Here is a 17,115-nt window from a genome sequence, read left to right on the forward strand (position 1 = left end):
AAAGCTTTCGTTTTGAAGTCATAATAGTAACACATTTATTAGTTTGTAAATGTGTCTACCTATATCAGGATAAGACATAGGCTACAATATTCCAATGAAATCCAAGGCTGTGAAGTCATTGCGTCTTTCGGCAGGCATTAGCAACCTTGCAACAATCACAGGCTATAGCGGTCTTACTCCAATGATAAACAGTTATGTAGTAAGCAACACTTTGGGCATTGACGACAAACGCACCTATCCTTTATATCGTACCTATTCGTTAGGTCTTAGTATTCAATTCTAACCGCTTACAGTTATGAAAAGATATATAAACATATTGATGGTTGCTTTGGCAACGATGATGACCTCTTGTCTTACTGAAGACCCTAGAGATCAACTTTATGAAGAAGACATTTACAACAATGCCAACAACATATATATTAATGCAGTGGCTGTGCTCTACAATTACATTGGTGGCAGTGCAGACAGTGAGGGTTTACAGGGGACCTGTCGTGGGATTTATGACTATAACACACTTACTACAGACGAAGCCATGATACCTATTCGTGGTGGCGACTGGTACGATGGAGGTTTGTGGACGAATATGTATCAGCATAAGTGGAGTCCTAATGATTTACCACTCTACAATACTTGGAAATACCTCTACAAGGTTGTTGTGTTATCGAACAAATCTCTGCATATCATCGATAAGTATAGCCATAACCTATCTGAGGAGCAGAGAGTGGCCTACGAAGCTGAGGTGCGAGCTCTGAGAGCACTTTTCTACTACTACATTATGGATATGTATGGCAGAGTGCCCATCGTAACATCCTATGAACAACCGCAGGATGAAGTTGTGCAGAGCGAGCGTAGCGAGGTTTTCCGTTTTATCGTGAATGAGTTGCAGGAGGTTGCCGAGTTGTTGCCAAATGAGCGTAGTAATAAGATGGGTAACTACTATGGTCGTATAACAACACCTGTAGCTAATTTCCTTTTGGCTAAGTTGGCTCTTAATGCCGAGATATATTGTGATGATAATTGGACTGATGGCGTTCCACGGAACGGTAAAGAGATATTTTTCACCGTCGATGGTGAGAAACTCAACGCTTGGCAGACCTGTATCAAATATTGCAATAAACTTGCCGAGGTAGGTTATCGGTTGGAGGACGATTATAGCTATAATTTCTCTGTGCATAACGAGAACTCCAACGAAAACATATTCACCATTCCGTTGGATAAGAACCTCTATGCTGCGCAGTTCTGGTATCTCTTCCGATCACGACACTACAACCATGGCGGTGCGTTGGGTGGCTCATCGGAAAATGGTACCAGTGCCAATATCTCAACAGTCTTAGCCAACGGATACGGCACAGATGATGTAGATGCTCGCTTTGAAAAGAACTTCTATGCCGGCATCGTAGAGGTTGATGGAAAGCCTGTAATGATGGACAATGGACAGCAGTTGGAGTATTTCCCATTGGAGCTAAAGTTGAATCTTACGGGAAGCTCCTATGTCAAGACAGCTGGTGCTCGTATGGCAAAATATGAGGTTGATAGGACCTCACATTCCGACGGTAGACAACCGGATAACGACATCGTGCTATTCCGCTATGCCGATGCTCTCCTGATGAAGTCCGAGGCAAAGGTACGTAATGGTGAGGATGGCTCGTTGGAGTTGAACGAAGTCCGAGGTCGTGTTGGTATGCCATATCGAGAAGCTACGCTTGAGAACATATTGAAAGAGCGTTTGTTGGAGTTAGTATGGGAAGGCTGGCGACGACAAGATATGGTGCGTTTTGGAGTTTATCACAAATCATACGATCAGCGAGTCCAACTGGCTGATGAGAAAAATGGGTATACCACAGTTTTTCCTATTCCACAAAAAAGTATAGACTTGAACCCAAAATTGAAACAAAATGTTGGATATAAATAACTTTAGCCTATGAGTATTCAATTTGACATTGCAAAACAGATTATAGCTGAAACATGCCCTAATCGCAAACTTAAGTTGGAGAATATTCGCCTTTTTGCAGATATTATTCAGCCTAAGAAATATCAAAAAGGTGATATAATTCTAAATGAAGGTGATATCTGTAATTGCCTATTTTATATAGAAAAGGGATTTATTAGACAGCACTACCTAAAGCATGATAAGGATGTGATAGAACATTTAGCATGTGAAAAAGATGTTGTCTGGTGTATTGACAGCTATTTTAACCGAGAGCCAACACATCTTATGATGGATGCTGTAGAAAACAGTGTTTTATGGGAAATTCCGCGTGATATAATGGAAGAACTTTCTGATGCTAATGGTGATATAGCTTATCTATATCGGAGTTTTTTTGAAAATTCCTTAATGTTATCACAATTAAAGGCTGACATTTTACGTTTCGAATCAGCAAATGACAGATACGCTAGATTACAGCAACATTTTCCTGAAATAACTAGAAGAGCACCTTTGACAATGATTGCTTCATATCTTCAGATGACATTGGAAACATTAAGCAGAGTACGTGTATCAATAGCTAATGCTGAGAGCAAATAAAGCAAACTAACTATTAGGACTTAACTAACATCAAAAACAGGTCAGGATATAGCGTCCTGACCTGTTTCTTTAATAAACTTAAAAGCTATGGATTAATGAGATGTTAGTCATCGTCATCATCATCGAATTCATCCTCATCGTCGTCATCATCATATTCTATTGCTTCACTTTCTTCAATAATGTTACTAAAAGCTCCTGTTAAATCAAAATGATAGTTCTTTTTATTGTTAGAATATGGAAAATAAGAAGGAAGAGCCAACTTTGAACAAGGTAACGTTCGTAAACGGTGTGCAGATTAAAAACAAAAGTGGAAAGCACTGATGTGGGATAATTTTATCTATTATGGTAAGATTAATCAAAACAGAGGCAGTCATAAGTGTACTGATGGGGCATTTTATAAAGAAATTATTGTTTATCTTGCTGTTTGTCGGGGTACTGATTGCTCCGGCAAACGCACAAAACGAAAAGAATATGTATTCGTACAAGAAAATTGGCAACAAGTATATTGTCAGCATTAACAATCATACTGAAATTGTGAAAGCCCTGAATGCTTTCTGCAAGGAGAAAGGAATTCTGTCGGGTTCTATCAACGGGATTGGTGCTATCGGAGAGCTGACCCTCCGTTTCTTCAATCCCAAGACAAAAGCATATGATGATAAGACATTCCGGGAGCAAATGGAAATATCCAACCTTACAGGGAATATATCATCTATGAATGAGCAGGTATATCTTCATTTGCATATAACCGTCGGCAGGAGCGACTATTCCGCTTTAGCCGGACATCTACTTTCCGCAATACAGAATGGTGCAGGGGAGTTCGTGGTGGAAGATTATAGCGAGCGGATAAGTCGCACATATAATCCGGATTTAGGACTGAATATATACGATTTTGAAAGATAGTTGCCTATAAATATCGCTTGGAATACAGGATAATACATCATTCAGCTTAGATGATATATATTAAAAAAAGTTTATCAATTCTGTCACGTTAACTTTGCAACAGAAATAATTTAAAGACTATCAAATATGGATAAAGACAAGGATATGAGCCGCCGGAGATTCCTTAAAATGGCGGCATTGACAGGAGCTGCCATGTGTGTCGGGCCTACCTTGAACAAGGTAACGGCAGCAGAACGGGTATGGATGGGGAAACAACAAGTTGCAAACAACATCCCTGCAGGCATGGCGGCGGTGCGCACTCGGCGAACATTGGGACACGGAAATACGGCATTCACTGTTTCTGCAATGGGATATGGCTGTATGGGCTTGAACCATAACCGCAGCCAGTACCCGAGCAGGGAAAAAGAAATCGCCCTGGTGCATGAAGCTGTTGAACGTGGGGTGACCCTTTTCGATACAGCCGAAAGCTACGGCTACCACATCAATGAAAAATTGGTCGGCGAAGCCTTGAAAGGATATACCGACCGGGTATTTGTGTCATCGAAGTTCGGACATAAGTTTGTAAACGGTGTGCAGATTAAAACCGAAGAGGACAGCACTCCGGCCAACATCCGCCGGGTTTGTGAAAACTCGTTGCGCAATCTCGGAGTTGAAACATTGGGCATGTTCTACCAGCACCGCATAGACCCGAACACACCGATTGAAGCGGTGGCTGAAACATGCAGCAAACTCATCAAGGAAGGTAAAATCCTGCATTGGGGCATGTGTGAAGTAAACGTTGATACCATCCGCCGTGCGCACAAGATATGTCCGGTTACGGCAATCCAAAGCGAATATCACTTGATGCACCGCATGGTAGAGACGAACGGAGTGTTGGAGCTGTGCGAGGATTTGGGCATCGGTTTCGTTCCATACAGTCCGCTGAACCGTGGTTTTTTGGGCGGTATGATCAATGAATATACCAAGTTTGATGTTACCAACGACAACCGGCAGACCTTGCCACGCTTCCAGCCCGAAGCCATACGCGCCAACTATCGTATTGTGGAAGTTCTTAACGCTTTCGGCCGTACAAGAGGCATTACCCCGGCACAGATAGCTTTGGCCTGGCTGATGAACAAGAAGCCTTTTATCGTGCCTATTCCGGGCACCACCAAACTCTCTCATCTGGAAGAGAACCTTCGTGCCTGCGACATCCGTTTCACGGCAGAAGAGATAGAAGAACTGGAAACAGCCGTAGCTGCCATTCCTGTGGTGGGTAGCCGCTACGATGCCTTGCAGGAGTCTAAAATCCCAAAATAATCCGTGTATGAAGAAACAGATATTTTACATGACGTTCATCGCTTTACTGTCGGGCTGTAATTGTTACAAAGGGAATATTCTGCAAATAGAGGAACAAGGCAGTTTTGCCGTAGGTGGCACCGTACTGACCGATTCATTGGGACACAAATACCACGGCGACCATGCTTATGTATTTTATCAGAAACCGGTTGATGCACGGAAATATCCGCTTGTTTTTGCACATGGTGTCGGCCAGTTTTCCAAAACATGGGAGACCACTCCTGACGGACGCGAAGGGTTTCAGAATATATTTCTTCGCAAAGGTTTCTCCACCTATCTTGTCGACCAGCCTCGCCGGGGAAATGCCGGACGGAGTACGGAAGCTGTCACACTGGAACCGGTATTCGATGAAGAAGAATGGTTCAACCGTTTCCGTGTGGGAATCTATCCTGATTATTTCGAGGGTGTACAGTTCAGTCGCGACCGGGAAGCCTTAAACCAGTACTTCCGGCAGATGACGCCGACCATCGGACCTTTGGACTTCGATGTCTATTCCGATGCCTATGCTGCTCTTTTTGACAAAATCGGTCCGGCCATATTTGTCACTCATTCACAAGGCGGTCCGGTGGGTTGGTTTACTTTGCTCAAAACGAAGAACATCAAAGCCATTGTAGCATACGAACCCGGTGGAAGTGTACCCTTCCCAACCGGTCAAGTTCCCGAAGAAGGCAAAGTCTTGACACGGTCTAAAAAAACAGAAGGAATAGAAGTCCCTATGGCAGTTTTCAAGAGATACATGGAAATTCCCATCATCATTTACTATGGGGATAACCTGCCCGAAACAGACGAACATCCGGAACTTTACGAATGGACACGCCGTCTGCATCTCATGCGCAAGTGGGCCGAAATGCTCAATAAGCTGGGCGGTGACGTGACGGTCATTCATCTGCCCGATGTCGGTCTGCATGGGAATACGCACTTCCCGATGTCGGATTTGAACAATGTGGAAGTAGCTGACCTGCTGTCGAAGTGGCTGTATGAGAAACAGCTGGACAGATAGAAATTAACAGAGGATAACCCCAAAACCTAAATAAAAATAGTTATGAAACTGAAGTGCTTATTGGCAATGCTGCTCTTAACCTTCCTTTCGTGCAGCAACACTCCGGCTGTTGAAGATAAGATAGATTCGTTGCCTCACTCAGAGCCGGGGAAAACATTGATAGTCTATTTCTCATGGAGCGGACATACGCAAACTGTAGCCAACATTATCCATGAACTTATTGGATGCGACATGGTGGAGATTGAACCGGAAGAACCCTATTCTGATGAATATAATGAAGTGGTTGACCGTTTCAAAAATGAAAGAGACAATCATATTCTTCCAGCTCTGCGTACAAAAGTAGAGAATATGGATGATTATGATACATTGATTATCGGTAGTCCTATTTGGGGTGGTCTTCTGTCTTCTCCTGTAAAAAGTTTCCTGTCCGGTTATGATTTGTCCGGGAAAAAGATACTCCCATTCTGTACACATGGAGGAAGCGGAACAGCACAAAGTGTGGATAATATCCGCAAACTATGTCCCCATGCTGAAATATTGCTGTTTATGGCAGTCAAACTGCAAACTCTCGGAATGAAGTGAAAAAATGGCTGTCAGAAGCCGGATTTTCTGTCGAATTAAATTACGCCCGTTTAATAGTTTTAATACTGAAATGAAATATCCTTTGTTATCCGCACTCTTTCATCCCCTTTTTCAGAGATTTGCAGATAGACCAGTAGTTGAGATTAGGGAATATGAGATTGTCTTCCTGACAGGGTCGGTAACGCTCGATAATCTGCAAAGGAGTATCCAACAGTTTCACTTGGAACGGCACTTTTGTCTTGTACCGTTTGGACAATATCCACTTCTCACCATTCACTTCTACGATGTTGCTATTGGTTAGTTCCTTGATGTCCACGAAAGAGAGGGCAGTGAAGCTGGCGAAAACAAAAATGTCACGAATATAGAACAGTTGGACATCCCCAACTCGTGCGTCATCAACGTTTTCAGTTCATCTTCCGTCAGGAACTCACGTTCCGTCACATTAGGGCTGATGTGGAATTGGGCAAACGTTTTTTTCGGTATTAGTCCGTTAAAGTGCACACACATGACAACGCCTTTCAGCCACATGCATTTTTCCCATATCGTCCCGTTGTGAAGTCCCGCTTTCGTTGATAGGTAGGCTGCAAACCCCTTGATGAAGTCGGGCTTAATCTCCAGCATGAACATATCCGTCCGTCTGTAAAAAGACTTGATGAACGCTGCCACATGGTTTCTTGCCACCACCCGTGAACGGTGGTTGCCATTACCCTGTCTTTTCCGACACGCTTCTTGAATACTTCGTTCTCACGTCCGGACGCTTTGAGCAGTGTCTCATACTCACTGCCGATACCCTGATAAGCATTGCTCACCATTTCAGCCGTCACGAACGCTTCACGGTCGAATATACGCAGGTAGTGCTTGATGATTTGAGCCTTGATGTTGTCAAGGGCAAGGTTGATATCACGTACTTCCGCACTCTTGCCTTTCGCCCTGTTCCCTTTCACGTCCCAAAGCGTTTTCGGGATACTCTACTTATAGCTGAACTGCGTCACAATCCCGTTAATCGTTACCCGTCCTATGATGCGGACAATATCGTTTTTCTCCTTGTTGCCGTTCACGTAGAACAGCACTTTGAATGTACTTCTTGCCATACTCGTTTTTTAAGTTTAAAATTAAGTATCAATGAGTTATGCCTTGTAAACCAACCGAAGCCATACGGAGAAAAATTCAGCACGGAGTATCAAAAACCACCTTTCACGGGGTAATGATTTAGCAACCTTTCTACTTCATAAATTTACTTTTTTTTGCGTTACCTCGTTTTATGCCTTTGTCCTCATTTGTCCTCACAAACGCTTTATTCATAGCCGTTTTAAAAACATTTCCGCCTTTCTATTCCTCTTTTCCACAGATTTTTAGTAAATTTATATCCGTCTAATTTTTAAGGTCCTATGTTCAGACTCAATCTAACCAAACATTGCATAAAGTGGTACTGTTTCATCCAAATGCAACTGATGGACACGTTCGTACATTATTTTGTGCTTGTATCGTTATATCTATTGCAGCTATTATCTGTAGTTCATTTGTATCCATGGCCCATTACAGACAGGCGTTATTCAGTATGACTTATTTTTCCTCCCTGGTGTTTTTTTGTGGAGTATGCATTGCGCATTTGCGGCACCGGTCAAATATCCGGATAGAGACATAAACCGTACACGATGGAAATATATTTTTTCATTCTATGGTTTGTGGACTCCGTGACCATTCTCCCTTATATGTTAACCTATATGTATTGGGATACGAATATTGTCCATGTCATTATCCTCCTTTACATTTTTATTATTGTCAAATAGATAAGATACTTACGGAAGAGTGGGTTATGACCTATATACCTGCGGTATCATGGTCTGTTTTTCTGCTATTCTGCTATACTATATAGAGCTTAATGTACAGCTTGAGGATTTCAAAACATTCGTGACGGGCTTTGGTGGGCAGTAATTCTAAGACTTTAAATAAAGAAAAATTAAGCCACCCCTTAAAAAAAAGAGATATTTCCTTTCAAAGAATTCATTTCTTTTATTACATTTGTATTAGTCTTTTGAAAATAGAAGATTTATAGTAAAGCGTTAAGGCATTATCCAAGTTCAGGAAATCCCCAATTTCGAAACAACAATTGGATAATACATTGGACGCTCCACGTTCTATCTATATAGATTTTTGTTATATATAGGCGTGGGGCTTTGTGTATTATATGTTGTTGAGTATGGGGATACTTCTGAACGGTAATACCAAAGTTCCCACGCTTAACTTTATATAAACACAACTCCAGGGAACAGGGTTGGCTTATAATAAACATTATGAAAGCAACTTGTTTTAAAAGCGAGACAACTGTCTCCAACGACTTTCCCCCTTTGTTTGTTACTGTCTTTTGTGGAATATTCTATCCTTTCATTTCCATTCCTGTCTCTTTCGGAACATACCGTTCATTATCATACAAATTACATGCCAAAGCACTTTTCTGCCTTCTCCTGCTATGGTACTAGATAATAGTAACTCCCCCTATCACATAGAGGAAGAACTTTGGTTACAGATACTTTCTCTGTCAAGAGAGTTGCAGGAGTGTAAAGCTAGTCTGCACCATAATACTTTGGACTGTATTTCCGATAAGATTGAAGGAATAGAAAGAGAACTGGATGTCTTATTGGATATTCTGCAAGGGAGGCAAGACAAAAAGACATCATAGTGCTATTTTTTATGACAATTTGTCTACGCCGATAAGTTATCCTATTATTTAAGCCTCGTTTAAGAATTCCGTTTTATGGGTTACCCACAATCGAATGGAATTTTTATATACTGAGAATAACACATGATATTAGTAATGGATTTTCAATATTCAGAGTGATAATGGATAAACGAATAGAAAACGCCATGAATGAGTTGATCAATACAGAAATATGGTCAACCGGTTTATACCTGTCATTGCAGGTTTATTTTGAAGATGAACGGCTTCCAATACTTAGCTCCTGGCTGAACTCCCAAGCACAGGACAATATGAACAAGGTTTATCAGATGATGAATCGGATATGCCATGATGGAGGATGTGTTGTAATCAATGAAATGAAACGGGATACACATGAATGGACAACGCCATTGAATGCCTTGAATGAATTGCTTGAACATGAGCAGTACATATCACGTCAGGTAAACACATTTCTCATATTATGCTGGAATGTAAGCATGTCCTTCCATTCTTTCATCAGCGGGCTGTATGCAGACCGTATATATGTAAGTACGGCATTTATGGAATTGTTACGTATCCTCGCCAAGGAAAACGAACGGAAACTACCTTATTTTTGACGGTATGGATTTAAGATTGATGTTATGCAAAATTTAATATTGCAGAATGCTATCTGGTATGTTTTTTGCGATATAATAATCGATAATAAACTATATGTCATCATGGATATATTTGTATATTTAACATTGTGTTTCACTTCGCTATTCACCTTGATGGACCCTCTTGGAGTGATGCCGGTATTCCTGCAAATGACTGATGGAATGGATACGAAAGAACGCAGATATATCGCCTTGAAAGCATGTACCATTGCATTTATCATATTAGTCCTTTTTACATTATCGGGCAGGTTTCTGTTTCATTTTTTCGGCATCTCAACAAACGGATTCCGGATTGTGGGAGGTATCATCATCTTTAAAATCGGATATGATATGTTGCAGGCACATTTTACCCATGTGAAACTGAATGAAACTGAACGAAAAGAATATTCCAAAGATATAACCATCACACCTCTTGCCATTCCGATGTTATGCGGTCCGGGAGCGATTTCCAGTGGAATAACATTGATGGAAGATGCTTCGGAATATACTTTCAAAATAGTATTGCTTGGCGTAATCGCTTTGGTCTGCATTCTTTCCTTCTTTATTCTGTGCGCGTCCACCCAGCTTTTAAAAATCTTGGGAGAGACGGGAAACAATGTGATGATGAGACTGATGGGACTTATTCTAATGGTGATCGCCGTGGAATGTTTTATCAGCGGGATACGTCCGGTATTAATTGAAATCTTGAAACAAGCCCATGCTTGTTCTTAAAGAAGAGAGATAATTTGGATTTATTATTAACATTAAAAGTTTGATTCATCATGACTGAAAAATTGCAAAATGCTCTGAATGAGCAAATTACAGCAGAATTATGGTCTGCCAACCTGTATTTATCAATGTCTTTTTATCTGGAAAGAGAGGGCTTTTCCGGAATGGCTCGCTGGATGCAGAAACAGTCTGCAGAAGAGACCGGGCATGCATATGCCATTGCCGGGTACATGATTAAGCGTGAGGCAACCCCGAAAGTAGACAAGGTCGATGTGGTTCCACAAGGTTGGGGTAACCCTGTTGAAGTATTCGAGCATGCTTTGGAGCATGAAAAACATGTTTCCAAACTGATTGATGAGTTGGTACAGGTAGCATCCGAAGAGAAAGACAATGCCACTCAGGACTTCTTGTGGCAATTTGTTCGTGAGCAAGTAGAAGATGAAGCGAATGTACTCAATATTGTTAGTCATCTGAGGAAAGCCGGAGACTGTGCTATCCTTTTTATGGATGCAAAACTGGGTGAACGGGAGTCATAAACCAGAATAATCAATAAAAATAAATAAAATGAAAATAGTAGATTTATTGGGAGGAAAGGCTGAGTACTACCTGAACCATACATGTAAGACGATAGACAAACAACTTATCCATATTCCGGGACCGGATATGATAGATAAGGTATGGATGAATTCCGACAGGAATATCCGTACATTGGAAAGTTTGCAGGCTTTATACGGACATGGACGTCTGGCCAATACGGGCTATGTATCCATTCTGCCTGTAGACCAGGGCATAGAACATTCTGCAGGAGCGTCTTTCGCCCCCAATCCGCTTTATTTCGATCCCGAAAACATCATAAAGCTGGCCATTGAAGGAGGGTGTAATGCCGTGGCATCCACATTCGGTGTGTTGGGCGCCGTGGCACGCAAATATGCACACAAGATACCTTTTATCGTCAAGCTGAACCATAATGAGTTGCTGACTTATCCGAACAGCTACGACCAGGTAATGTTCGGTACGGTGAAAGAGGCATGGAACATGGGAGCCGTAGCTGTCGGTGCTACCATTTATTTCGGTTCGGAACAAAGCCGCCGCCAGATAGTGGAAGTGTCACAGGCTTTTGAATATGCCCACGAACTGGGAATGGCTACTATTCTGTGGTGCTATTTGAGAAACAGCAGCTTCAAAAAGGATGGTACCGACTATCATGCCGCTGCCGACTTGACAGGACAAGCCAACCATATCGGGGTTACCATTAAAGCCGATATCGTGAAGCAGAAGCTCCCATCCAATAACGGCGGTTTCAAGGCTATCGGATTCGGAAAGACAAACGAGTGTATGTATTCGGAACTGACCACTGACCATCCGATAGACCTTTGCCGTTATCAGGTGGCGAATGGCTATATGGGACGTGTCGGATTGATTAACTCGGGCGGTGAATCCCATGGGGAATCCGACCTGCATGATGCTGTCGTAACGGCAGTAGTAAATAAGCGTGCAGGTGGTATGGGGCTGATCAGCGGTCGTAAGGCTTTCCAGAAACCGATGAAAGACGGAATTCAACTTCTGAACACCATTCAGGACGTATATCTGGATTCTTCAATAACCATTGCATAAAGAAGAAGTATCCATGAAAAGAATAGTGTTATTACGTCATGGCGAAAGTCTATGGAACAAAGAAAACCGTTTTACTGGATGGACGGACGTGGATTTAAGCGAGAAAGGAGTTGAAGAAGCCTGCAAGGCAGGCGATGCATTACGGGAGGCTGGATTTTCTTTTGAGGCAGCTTACACTTCTTACTTGAAACGTGCCGTAAAAACGTTGAACTGTGTCTTGGACCGGCTGGATAAAGACTGGATTCCGGTTGAAAAGACCTGGCGGCTGAACGAGAAGCATTACGGCATGCTTCAGGGACTGAATAAGAGTGAAACAGCGGTCCAATATGGTGAAGAACAAGTACACATCTGGCGAAGAAGCTATGACGTGGCTCCCGCTCCGGTAGGCAAAGATGATCCCCGTAATCCGGGCATGGATATCCGCTATGCCGGTGTACCAGATAGCGAACTTCCCCGTACGGAATCCCTGAAAGATACTATTGGGCGTGTCATGCCTTACTGGAAATGCATCATCTTTCCCGCATTGATGTATAAGGACAGCCTGCTGGTAGTCGCCCATGGTAACAGCCTGCGCGGAATCATCAAGCATCTCAAAGGAATTTCCGATACGGATATTTCCAACCTGAACCTGCCTACGGCAGTTCCTTATGTCTTTGAATTTGACGACAGGCTGGTTCTTGTCAAGGACTACTACCTTGGAAACCCGGAAGAGATACGGAAACGGGCAGAAGCTGTGGCCAAACAAGGGATGGCTAAAAAATAAAAATCTGTCTATCAAGCAGATGCTTTTTTTTAAGTTTTAATTATTAACTTTTAAAGAGGAGGTAAAAATGGTACCTGTAAAAACAAACCAGAATTGGTTACCGAGTATTTTTAACGATTTCTTTGACAATGAATGGATGGCAAGAGCAAACGCTACGGCTCCAGCCATCAATGTGATTGAGAATGAAAAGGACTACAAGGTAGAACTGGCAGCTCCGGGAATGACCAAGAATGATTTTAAGGTAAGTGTGGATGAAAGCAACAATCTGGTAATCTGCATGGAAAAAAAGGACGAGAAAAAGGAGGAGAAGAAAGACGGAAAATACTTGCGCCGTGAATTCTCCTATTCCCGATTCCAGCAGAGTATCCTGCTGCCGGATAATGTGGAAAAAGATAAAATTTCGGCCAAAGTGGAACACGGGGTCCTGTTTATCGATATTCCCAAAGTCGTAGATAAGAAGGTTCAGGAAACCACCAAAACTATTGATGTCAAATAAGATATCTTGATGAGACTCTACAGAAGGCATTTCTTATTATCAGGGAATGCCTTCACCCGGATATTTGAATTCCAAAATAAATATAATGAGAGGATTTGATTTCGATAAAGCGCTGGTAGCCCTTCAGAATGAACTGCATTGTTTTGCATATAAACTGACTGCTGACAAGGATGAAGCAGAAAACTTGTTGCAGGAAACAATGTTGAGGACGTTGGATAATAAGGATAAGTTTGATTCCGGTACGAATTTTAAAGGCTGGATGTATACCATCATGCGCAATGCATTTATCAATAATTGCCGGACAAAGAAAATACGAGGGAATTTATATGTATTATCAGAACCTGAATATCATTTCCTGTTAAGGGACGACTCTTTCATTTTCGTGGATAACGGGCATGATGCAAAAGAGATAAGGGAAGCCCTTAAAACATTGCCTAAAGCACATTATGTCGTTTTTATGTTGTACCGGAGTCAAATATCGGGAAATAGCCGCAAAGATAGGAGTGTCACTGAGTACGATAAAAAGCCGTATCTTTTATAGCAGAAAAAGGCTAAAACAGTTGCTTTCTAATTTTGCCTGATTAATTAAAATATAAAAAACAAATTATGGATAACAAGTATATTGGAATTCTGACTTCCGGAGGGGATGCTTCAGGAATGAACGCGGCTATCCGTGCCGTGACCCGCGCCGCCATTTTTAACGGATTTAAAGTGAAAGGAATTTATAGAGGTTACGAGGGGCTGATTGCCGGTGAAGTGAAAGAACTCACGACGGAAGATGTAAGTAGCATTATCCAGAGGGGAGGCACCATACTGAAAACAGCTCGCTCCGAGACTTTCACCACTCCCGAAGGACGCAAGAAAGCTTATAAGGTCATACAGAAAGAGAACATCAATGCTTTGATAATTATCGGTGGAGACGGTTCCCTGACGGGAGCCCGTATCTTTGCGGAGGAGTATGATGTGACGTGCATAGGATTGCCCGGCACCATTGACAATGACCTATATGGTACCGATTTTACCATAGGATATGATACGGCATTGAACACCATTGTGGAATGCGTGGATAAAATCAGGGACACGGCAACCTCCCATGACCGTATCTTCTTTGTCGAAGTGATGGGGCGTGATGCGGGCTTCCTGGCACAAAACAGCGCAATAGCTTCCGGTGCTGAAGCGGCCATCATCCCGGAGGACAGGACGGACGTGGACCAGTTGGAAACATTCATCGGGCGCGGATTCAGAAAGACGAAAAACAGCAGCATCGTAATTGTGACCGAAAGTCCTGAAAACAAGAATGGAGGTGCCATATATTACGCCGACCGGGTAAAGAAGGAATATCCCGGGTATGATGTCAGGGTTTCTATCCTGGGCCATCTGCAACGGGGTGGTGCTCCGAGTGCCAATGACCGTATACTGGCAAGCCGGCTGGGTGAAGCCGCAATCCAGGCCTTAATGGAAGGCCAGCGAAATGTTATGATAGGCATACGGAACAACGAGATTGTTTATGTTCCTTTTGTCCAGGCAATCAAAAAGGACAAGCCTATTGACAAAAGCCTGATCCGGGTCCTTAACGAATTATCGATCTAAAATAACCGTTAATATGTCAGAAGTTGCTCCTTTAATATCGGATCTTGCCATAATTCTGATTATTGCCGGTATTGTAACCGTCATTTTCAAGTGGCTGAAGCAACCGGTCATATTGGGCTACATTGTAGCCGGTATTATGGCGGGTCCTTCCGTTTCTCTGGTCCCGACTGTTTCCGATCCTGCCAATATCAAAATATGGGCGGACATCGGTGTCATTTTTCTGCTGTTCGCGATGGGACTGGACTTTTCGTTCAAGAAATTGATAAATGTGGGCATTACGGCTATCGTTGCCACTGTCACTATTGTATGTGGCATGATGTTCATAGGTTATACAGCGGGGAATGCAATGGGGTTCTCCCACATGAGCAGTATTTTTCTGGGTGGAATGTTGTCCATGTCGTCCACGGCCATCGTATTCAAGGCCTTCAATGACATGGGACTTCTCCAACAGAAATTCACTGGCATTGTCTTGGGGATTCTTGTTATCGAAGATCTGGTGGCTGTAGTGATGATGGTTGTTCTTTCCACGTTGGCGGTAGGCAAACATTTTGAAGGGAAGGAGATGCTGGAAAGTATATTGAAGCTGGCCGCTTTCCTGATTTTCTGGTCGGCATTGGGTATCTATCTGATACCTACCCTGCTGAAGAAGATACGCCGTTTCACCAGCAACGAGATTTTATTGATAACCTCTCTGGGACTTTGCCTGGGAATGGTGATGATTGCGACAAAAGCGGGATTTTCTGCCGCATTGGGAGCCTTTGTCATGGGGTCCCTGCTGGCAGAGACCGTTGAAGCGGAAAAAATCGTACATATCGTACAGCCGGTAAAAGACCTGTTCGCTTCCATATTTTTCGTGTCGGTAGGAATGATGATCGATCCTGCCATGATGTGGGAATATGCCGTCCCTATTTTCATCCTGACATTGCTGGTACTGTCCGGTCAGGTACTGTTCGGGAGCTTTGGTGTCTTGCTTTCCGGCCAGCCGTTGAAAATTGCCATACAGTCCGGCTTTTCACTGACACAGGTCGGTGAATTCGCATTCATCATCGCATCTTTAGGCGTCAGTCTGAATGTTACGGACAAGTATCTCTATCCGGTCATAGTGGCAGTATCTGTCATAACGACTTTTCTTACCCCCTATATGATACGGCTTTCGGAACCAGCATACCGGTTTATAGACATCCACATGCCTGAATCCCTGAAAGATTATCTCGTACACTATACGTCCGGGGCAATGACTGTAAAACACCAGGGTACTTGGCATAAACTGATCCGGTCTATGCTGGTGTCTGTCACACTCTATCTGGTCGTATGCGTTTTTTTCATCACTTTATATTTTTCCTATGTGCATCCTTTGATTAGGAAAAGTCTGCCGGGAATGGAAGGGAACTTGTTGGGCTTCATCATCATCTTTCTTGTCATATCCCCGTTTCTATGGGCCATCATCATGAAAAGGAACAATTCAACCGAGTTCCGTAAACTCTGGACGGACAACAAGTTCAACAGAGGGCCTTTGGTATCAATAGTACTTGTCAAAATACTGATCTGCACGATTATCATGATGAGTATCATTACCCATCTTTTCAATGTTGCCTTGGGAGCCGGGTTGGTAGTCTCTTCCATTATCATTGCCGTCATTTATTTTTCCAAGCGGATCAAGAAACGGTCGCTGACTATAGAGAGACAATTTATGGCAAACTTTCAGGGGACGGACGGGAATGGACTTTCTACAGAAAGTGATACAGGCTCCACCCTTGGCAGCAATATCCCGTTCAAGGAATTACATTTGGCGGATTTCACAGTATCCCCTGATTCCATATATGTGGGCAGAACATTAAAAGAAAGCAGCTTGCGCACCTTGTTTCAGATAAATGTGATTTCAATCACCCGTGGAGAAAAACGCCTAGATATACCACAAGGGGAAGAACATCTCTATCCATATGACAAGGTTACGGTCGTAGGTACGGACCGACAGTTGGAAAGCTTCCGGACATCCATGGAGCAAAAGAAGGTAGAAAGGAACGGGAACGGAACATCCTCGCAGGATGAGATGGAAATAGGGCAATTTCCTGTCGAAGGAGGTTCACCATTGATCGGAAAGACGATCCGGGAGGCAGACATATCGGATAGCATCATTATCGGAATAGAGAGGAGTACCGTGAATATTATGAATCCAGACCCTGATACAATTTTCAAGGAGAATGATACGGTATGGATTGTCGGTAAACGAAAAATAATAAAAGGACTGAATAAAGATTAGGACTTAT

Annotated in this window: 16 protein-coding genes and 3 pseudogenes; 18 read left to right on the forward strand and 1 reads right to left on the reverse strand. The window is 42.8% G+C overall.

From position 1 onward, the window contains the following. Positions 1 to 76: 76 nt before the first annotated feature. The 7 genes and pseudogenes from ABUA47_RS11215 to ABUA47_RS11245 form a co-directional block, all read left to right on the forward strand. Positions 77 to 283 (forward strand): annotated as a pseudogene (locus tag ABUA47_RS11215) (hypothetical protein); the annotation flags it as partial. Between the two features lie 12 nt (positions 284 to 295). After that, a complete protein-coding gene (locus tag ABUA47_RS11220; protein ID WP_005641955.1) occupies positions 296 to 1,912 on the forward strand; it encodes a RagB/SusD family nutrient uptake outer membrane protein in 1,617 nt (538 codons plus the stop codon). Positions 1,913 to 1,921: 9 nt separating this feature from the next. Continuing rightward, positions 1,922 to 2,524 (forward strand): Crp/Fnr family transcriptional regulator, encoded by a 603-nt coding sequence (locus ABUA47_RS11225; protein WP_004295295.1) that lies wholly within the window; start codon positions 1,922 to 1,924, stop codon positions 2,522 to 2,524. Positions 2,525 to 2,866: 342 nt separating this feature from the next. After that, a complete protein-coding gene (locus ABUA47_RS11230; RefSeq protein WP_007845200.1) occupies positions 2,867 to 3,424 on the forward strand; it encodes a PPC domain-containing DNA-binding protein in 558 nt (185 codons plus the stop codon). Between the two features lie 126 nt (positions 3,425 to 3,550). Then, complete coding sequence (locus ABUA47_RS11235) at positions 3,551 to 4,723, forward strand: aldo/keto reductase (RefSeq protein WP_004295292.1); 1,173 nt, start codon at positions 3,551 to 3,553, stop codon at positions 4,721 to 4,723. 7 nt (positions 4,724 to 4,730) lie between these two features. Then, on the forward strand, positions 4,731 to 5,762 hold the full coding sequence (locus ABUA47_RS11240; RefSeq protein WP_005641952.1) for an alpha/beta hydrolase: 1,032 nt from the start codon (positions 4,731 to 4,733) through the stop codon (positions 5,760 to 5,762). A 42-nt stretch (positions 5,763 to 5,804) separates the two neighbouring features. Then, positions 5,805 to 6,344: a flavodoxin gene (locus ABUA47_RS11245; RefSeq protein WP_004295290.1), complete on the forward strand. Its 540-nt coding sequence runs from the start codon at positions 5,805 to 5,807 to the stop codon at positions 6,342 to 6,344. Positions 6,345 to 6,412: 68 nt separating this feature from the next. Here the strand turns inward: ABUA47_RS11245 and ABUA47_RS11250 are convergent. After that, positions 6,413 to 7,435 (reverse strand): annotated as a pseudogene (locus ABUA47_RS11250) (site-specific integrase); the annotation flags it as partial. 1,379 nt (positions 7,436 to 8,814) lie between these two features. Between ABUA47_RS11250 and ABUA47_RS11255 the strand changes: the two are divergent. The 11 genes and pseudogenes from ABUA47_RS11255 (at position 8,815) to ABUA47_RS11305 (ending at position 17,108) form a co-directional block, all read left to right on the forward strand. Further along, positions 8,815 to 9,024, forward strand: a complete 210-nt coding sequence (locus ABUA47_RS11255) for a hypothetical protein (protein WP_004295287.1) — start codon at positions 8,815 to 8,817, stop codon at positions 9,022 to 9,024. 161 nt (positions 9,025 to 9,185) lie between these two features. Beyond that, positions 9,186 to 9,638, forward strand: a complete 453-nt coding sequence (locus tag ABUA47_RS11260) for a ferritin-like domain-containing protein (RefSeq protein ID WP_005641945.1) — start codon at positions 9,186 to 9,188, stop codon at positions 9,636 to 9,638. A gap of 102 nt (positions 9,639 to 9,740) precedes the next feature. Beyond that, entirely contained in the window at positions 9,741 to 10,388 is a 648-nt protein-coding gene (locus tag ABUA47_RS11265; RefSeq protein WP_005650034.1) for a MarC family protein, read from the forward strand. 50 nt (positions 10,389 to 10,438) lie between these two features. Beyond that, positions 10,439 to 10,921 (forward strand): ferritin, encoded by a 483-nt coding sequence (locus tag ABUA47_RS11270; protein WP_004295284.1) that lies wholly within the window; start codon positions 10,439 to 10,441, stop codon positions 10,919 to 10,921. Positions 10,922 to 10,949: 28 nt separating this feature from the next. Continuing rightward, positions 10,950 to 11,999 (forward strand): class I fructose-bisphosphate aldolase, encoded by a 1,050-nt coding sequence (locus tag ABUA47_RS11275; RefSeq protein WP_004295283.1) that lies wholly within the window; start codon positions 10,950 to 10,952, stop codon positions 11,997 to 11,999. Between the two features lie 13 nt (positions 12,000 to 12,012). After that, a complete protein-coding gene (gene gpmA / locus ABUA47_RS11280; RefSeq protein ID WP_004295282.1) occupies positions 12,013 to 12,762 on the forward strand; it encodes a 2,3-diphosphoglycerate-dependent phosphoglycerate mutase in 750 nt (249 codons plus the stop codon). Between the two features lie 67 nt (positions 12,763 to 12,829). Continuing rightward, complete coding sequence (locus ABUA47_RS11285) at positions 12,830 to 13,258, forward strand: Hsp20/alpha crystallin family protein (protein ID WP_004295281.1); 429 nt, start codon at positions 12,830 to 12,832, stop codon at positions 13,256 to 13,258. Between the two features lie 85 nt (positions 13,259 to 13,343). Continuing rightward, complete coding sequence (locus ABUA47_RS11290; protein WP_005641942.1) at positions 13,344 to 13,799, forward strand: RNA polymerase sigma factor; 456 nt, start codon at positions 13,344 to 13,346, stop codon at positions 13,797 to 13,799. Then, positions 13,765 to 13,839: pseudogene (locus tag ABUA47_RS11295) on the forward strand (RNA polymerase sigma factor); the annotation flags it as partial. The gene ABUA47_RS11290 and the pseudogene ABUA47_RS11295, both read left to right, overlap by 35 nt. 25 nt (positions 13,840 to 13,864) lie before the next feature. Next, positions 13,865 to 14,848 carry a 6-phosphofructokinase gene (gene pfkA, locus ABUA47_RS11300; protein WP_004295279.1) on the forward strand — a complete coding sequence of 328 codons (984 nt, stop codon included), beginning with the start codon at positions 13,865 to 13,867 and terminating at the stop codon, positions 14,846 to 14,848. Positions 14,849 to 14,861: 13 nt separating this feature from the next. Continuing rightward, positions 14,862 to 17,108: a cation:proton antiporter gene (locus ABUA47_RS11305; protein ID WP_005944366.1), complete on the forward strand. Its 2,247-nt coding sequence runs from the start codon at positions 14,862 to 14,864 to the stop codon at positions 17,106 to 17,108. The last annotated feature ends 7 nt before the right edge of the window (positions 17,109 to 17,115 follow it).

The organism is Bacteroides sp. RTP31139st1_H2_RTP31139_211217 (genome assembly GCF_040227615.1).
Taxonomy (GTDB): Bacteria; Bacteroidota; Bacteroidia; order Bacteroidales; family Bacteroidaceae; genus Bacteroides; species Bacteroides uniformis.

Excerpts from the sequence above, each read along its gene's own strand:
- ABUA47_RS11270 (WP_004295284.1), top strand. The coding sequence starts at position 10,439 with ATGACTGAAAAATTGCAAAATGCTCTGAATGAGCAAATTACAGCAGAA.
- ABUA47_RS11240 (WP_005641952.1), top strand. The coding sequence starts at position 4,731 with ATGAAGAAACAGATATTTTACATGACGTTCATCGCTTTACTGTCGGGC.
- ABUA47_RS11265 (WP_005650034.1), top strand. The coding sequence starts at position 9,741 with ATGGATATATTTGTATATTTAACATTGTGTTTCACTTCGCTATTCACC.
- pfkA (WP_004295279.1), top strand. The coding sequence starts at position 13,865 with ATGGATAACAAGTATATTGGAATTCTGACTTCCGGAGGGGATGCTTCA.
- ABUA47_RS11235 (WP_004295292.1), top strand. The coding sequence starts at position 3,551 with ATGGATAAAGACAAGGATATGAGCCGCCGGAGATTCCTTAAAATGGCG.
- ABUA47_RS11255 (WP_004295287.1), top strand. The coding sequence starts at position 8,815 with ATGGTACTAGATAATAGTAACTCCCCCTATCACATAGAGGAAGAACTT.
- gpmA (WP_004295282.1), top strand. The coding sequence starts at position 12,013 with ATGAAAAGAATAGTGTTATTACGTCATGGCGAAAGTCTATGGAACAAA.
- ABUA47_RS11225 (WP_004295295.1), top strand. The coding sequence starts at position 1,922 with ATGAGTATTCAATTTGACATTGCAAAACAGATTATAGCTGAAACATGC.
- ABUA47_RS11220 (WP_005641955.1), top strand. The coding sequence starts at position 296 with ATGAAAAGATATATAAACATATTGATGGTTGCTTTGGCAACGATGATG.
- ABUA47_RS11290 (WP_005641942.1), top strand. The coding sequence starts at position 13,344 with ATGAGAGGATTTGATTTCGATAAAGCGCTGGTAGCCCTTCAGAATGAA.
- ABUA47_RS11285 (WP_004295281.1), top strand. The coding sequence starts at position 12,830 with ATGGTACCTGTAAAAACAAACCAGAATTGGTTACCGAGTATTTTTAAC.
- ABUA47_RS11245 (WP_004295290.1), top strand. The coding sequence starts at position 5,805 with ATGAAACTGAAGTGCTTATTGGCAATGCTGCTCTTAACCTTCCTTTCG.
- ABUA47_RS11305 (WP_005944366.1), top strand. The coding sequence starts at position 14,862 with ATGTCAGAAGTTGCTCCTTTAATATCGGATCTTGCCATAATTCTGATT.
- ABUA47_RS11275 (WP_004295283.1), top strand. The coding sequence starts at position 10,950 with ATGAAAATAGTAGATTTATTGGGAGGAAAGGCTGAGTACTACCTGAAC.
- ABUA47_RS11230 (WP_007845200.1), top strand. The coding sequence starts at position 2,867 with ATGGTAAGATTAATCAAAACAGAGGCAGTCATAAGTGTACTGATGGGG.
- ABUA47_RS11260 (WP_005641945.1), top strand. The coding sequence starts at position 9,186 with ATGGATAAACGAATAGAAAACGCCATGAATGAGTTGATCAATACAGAA.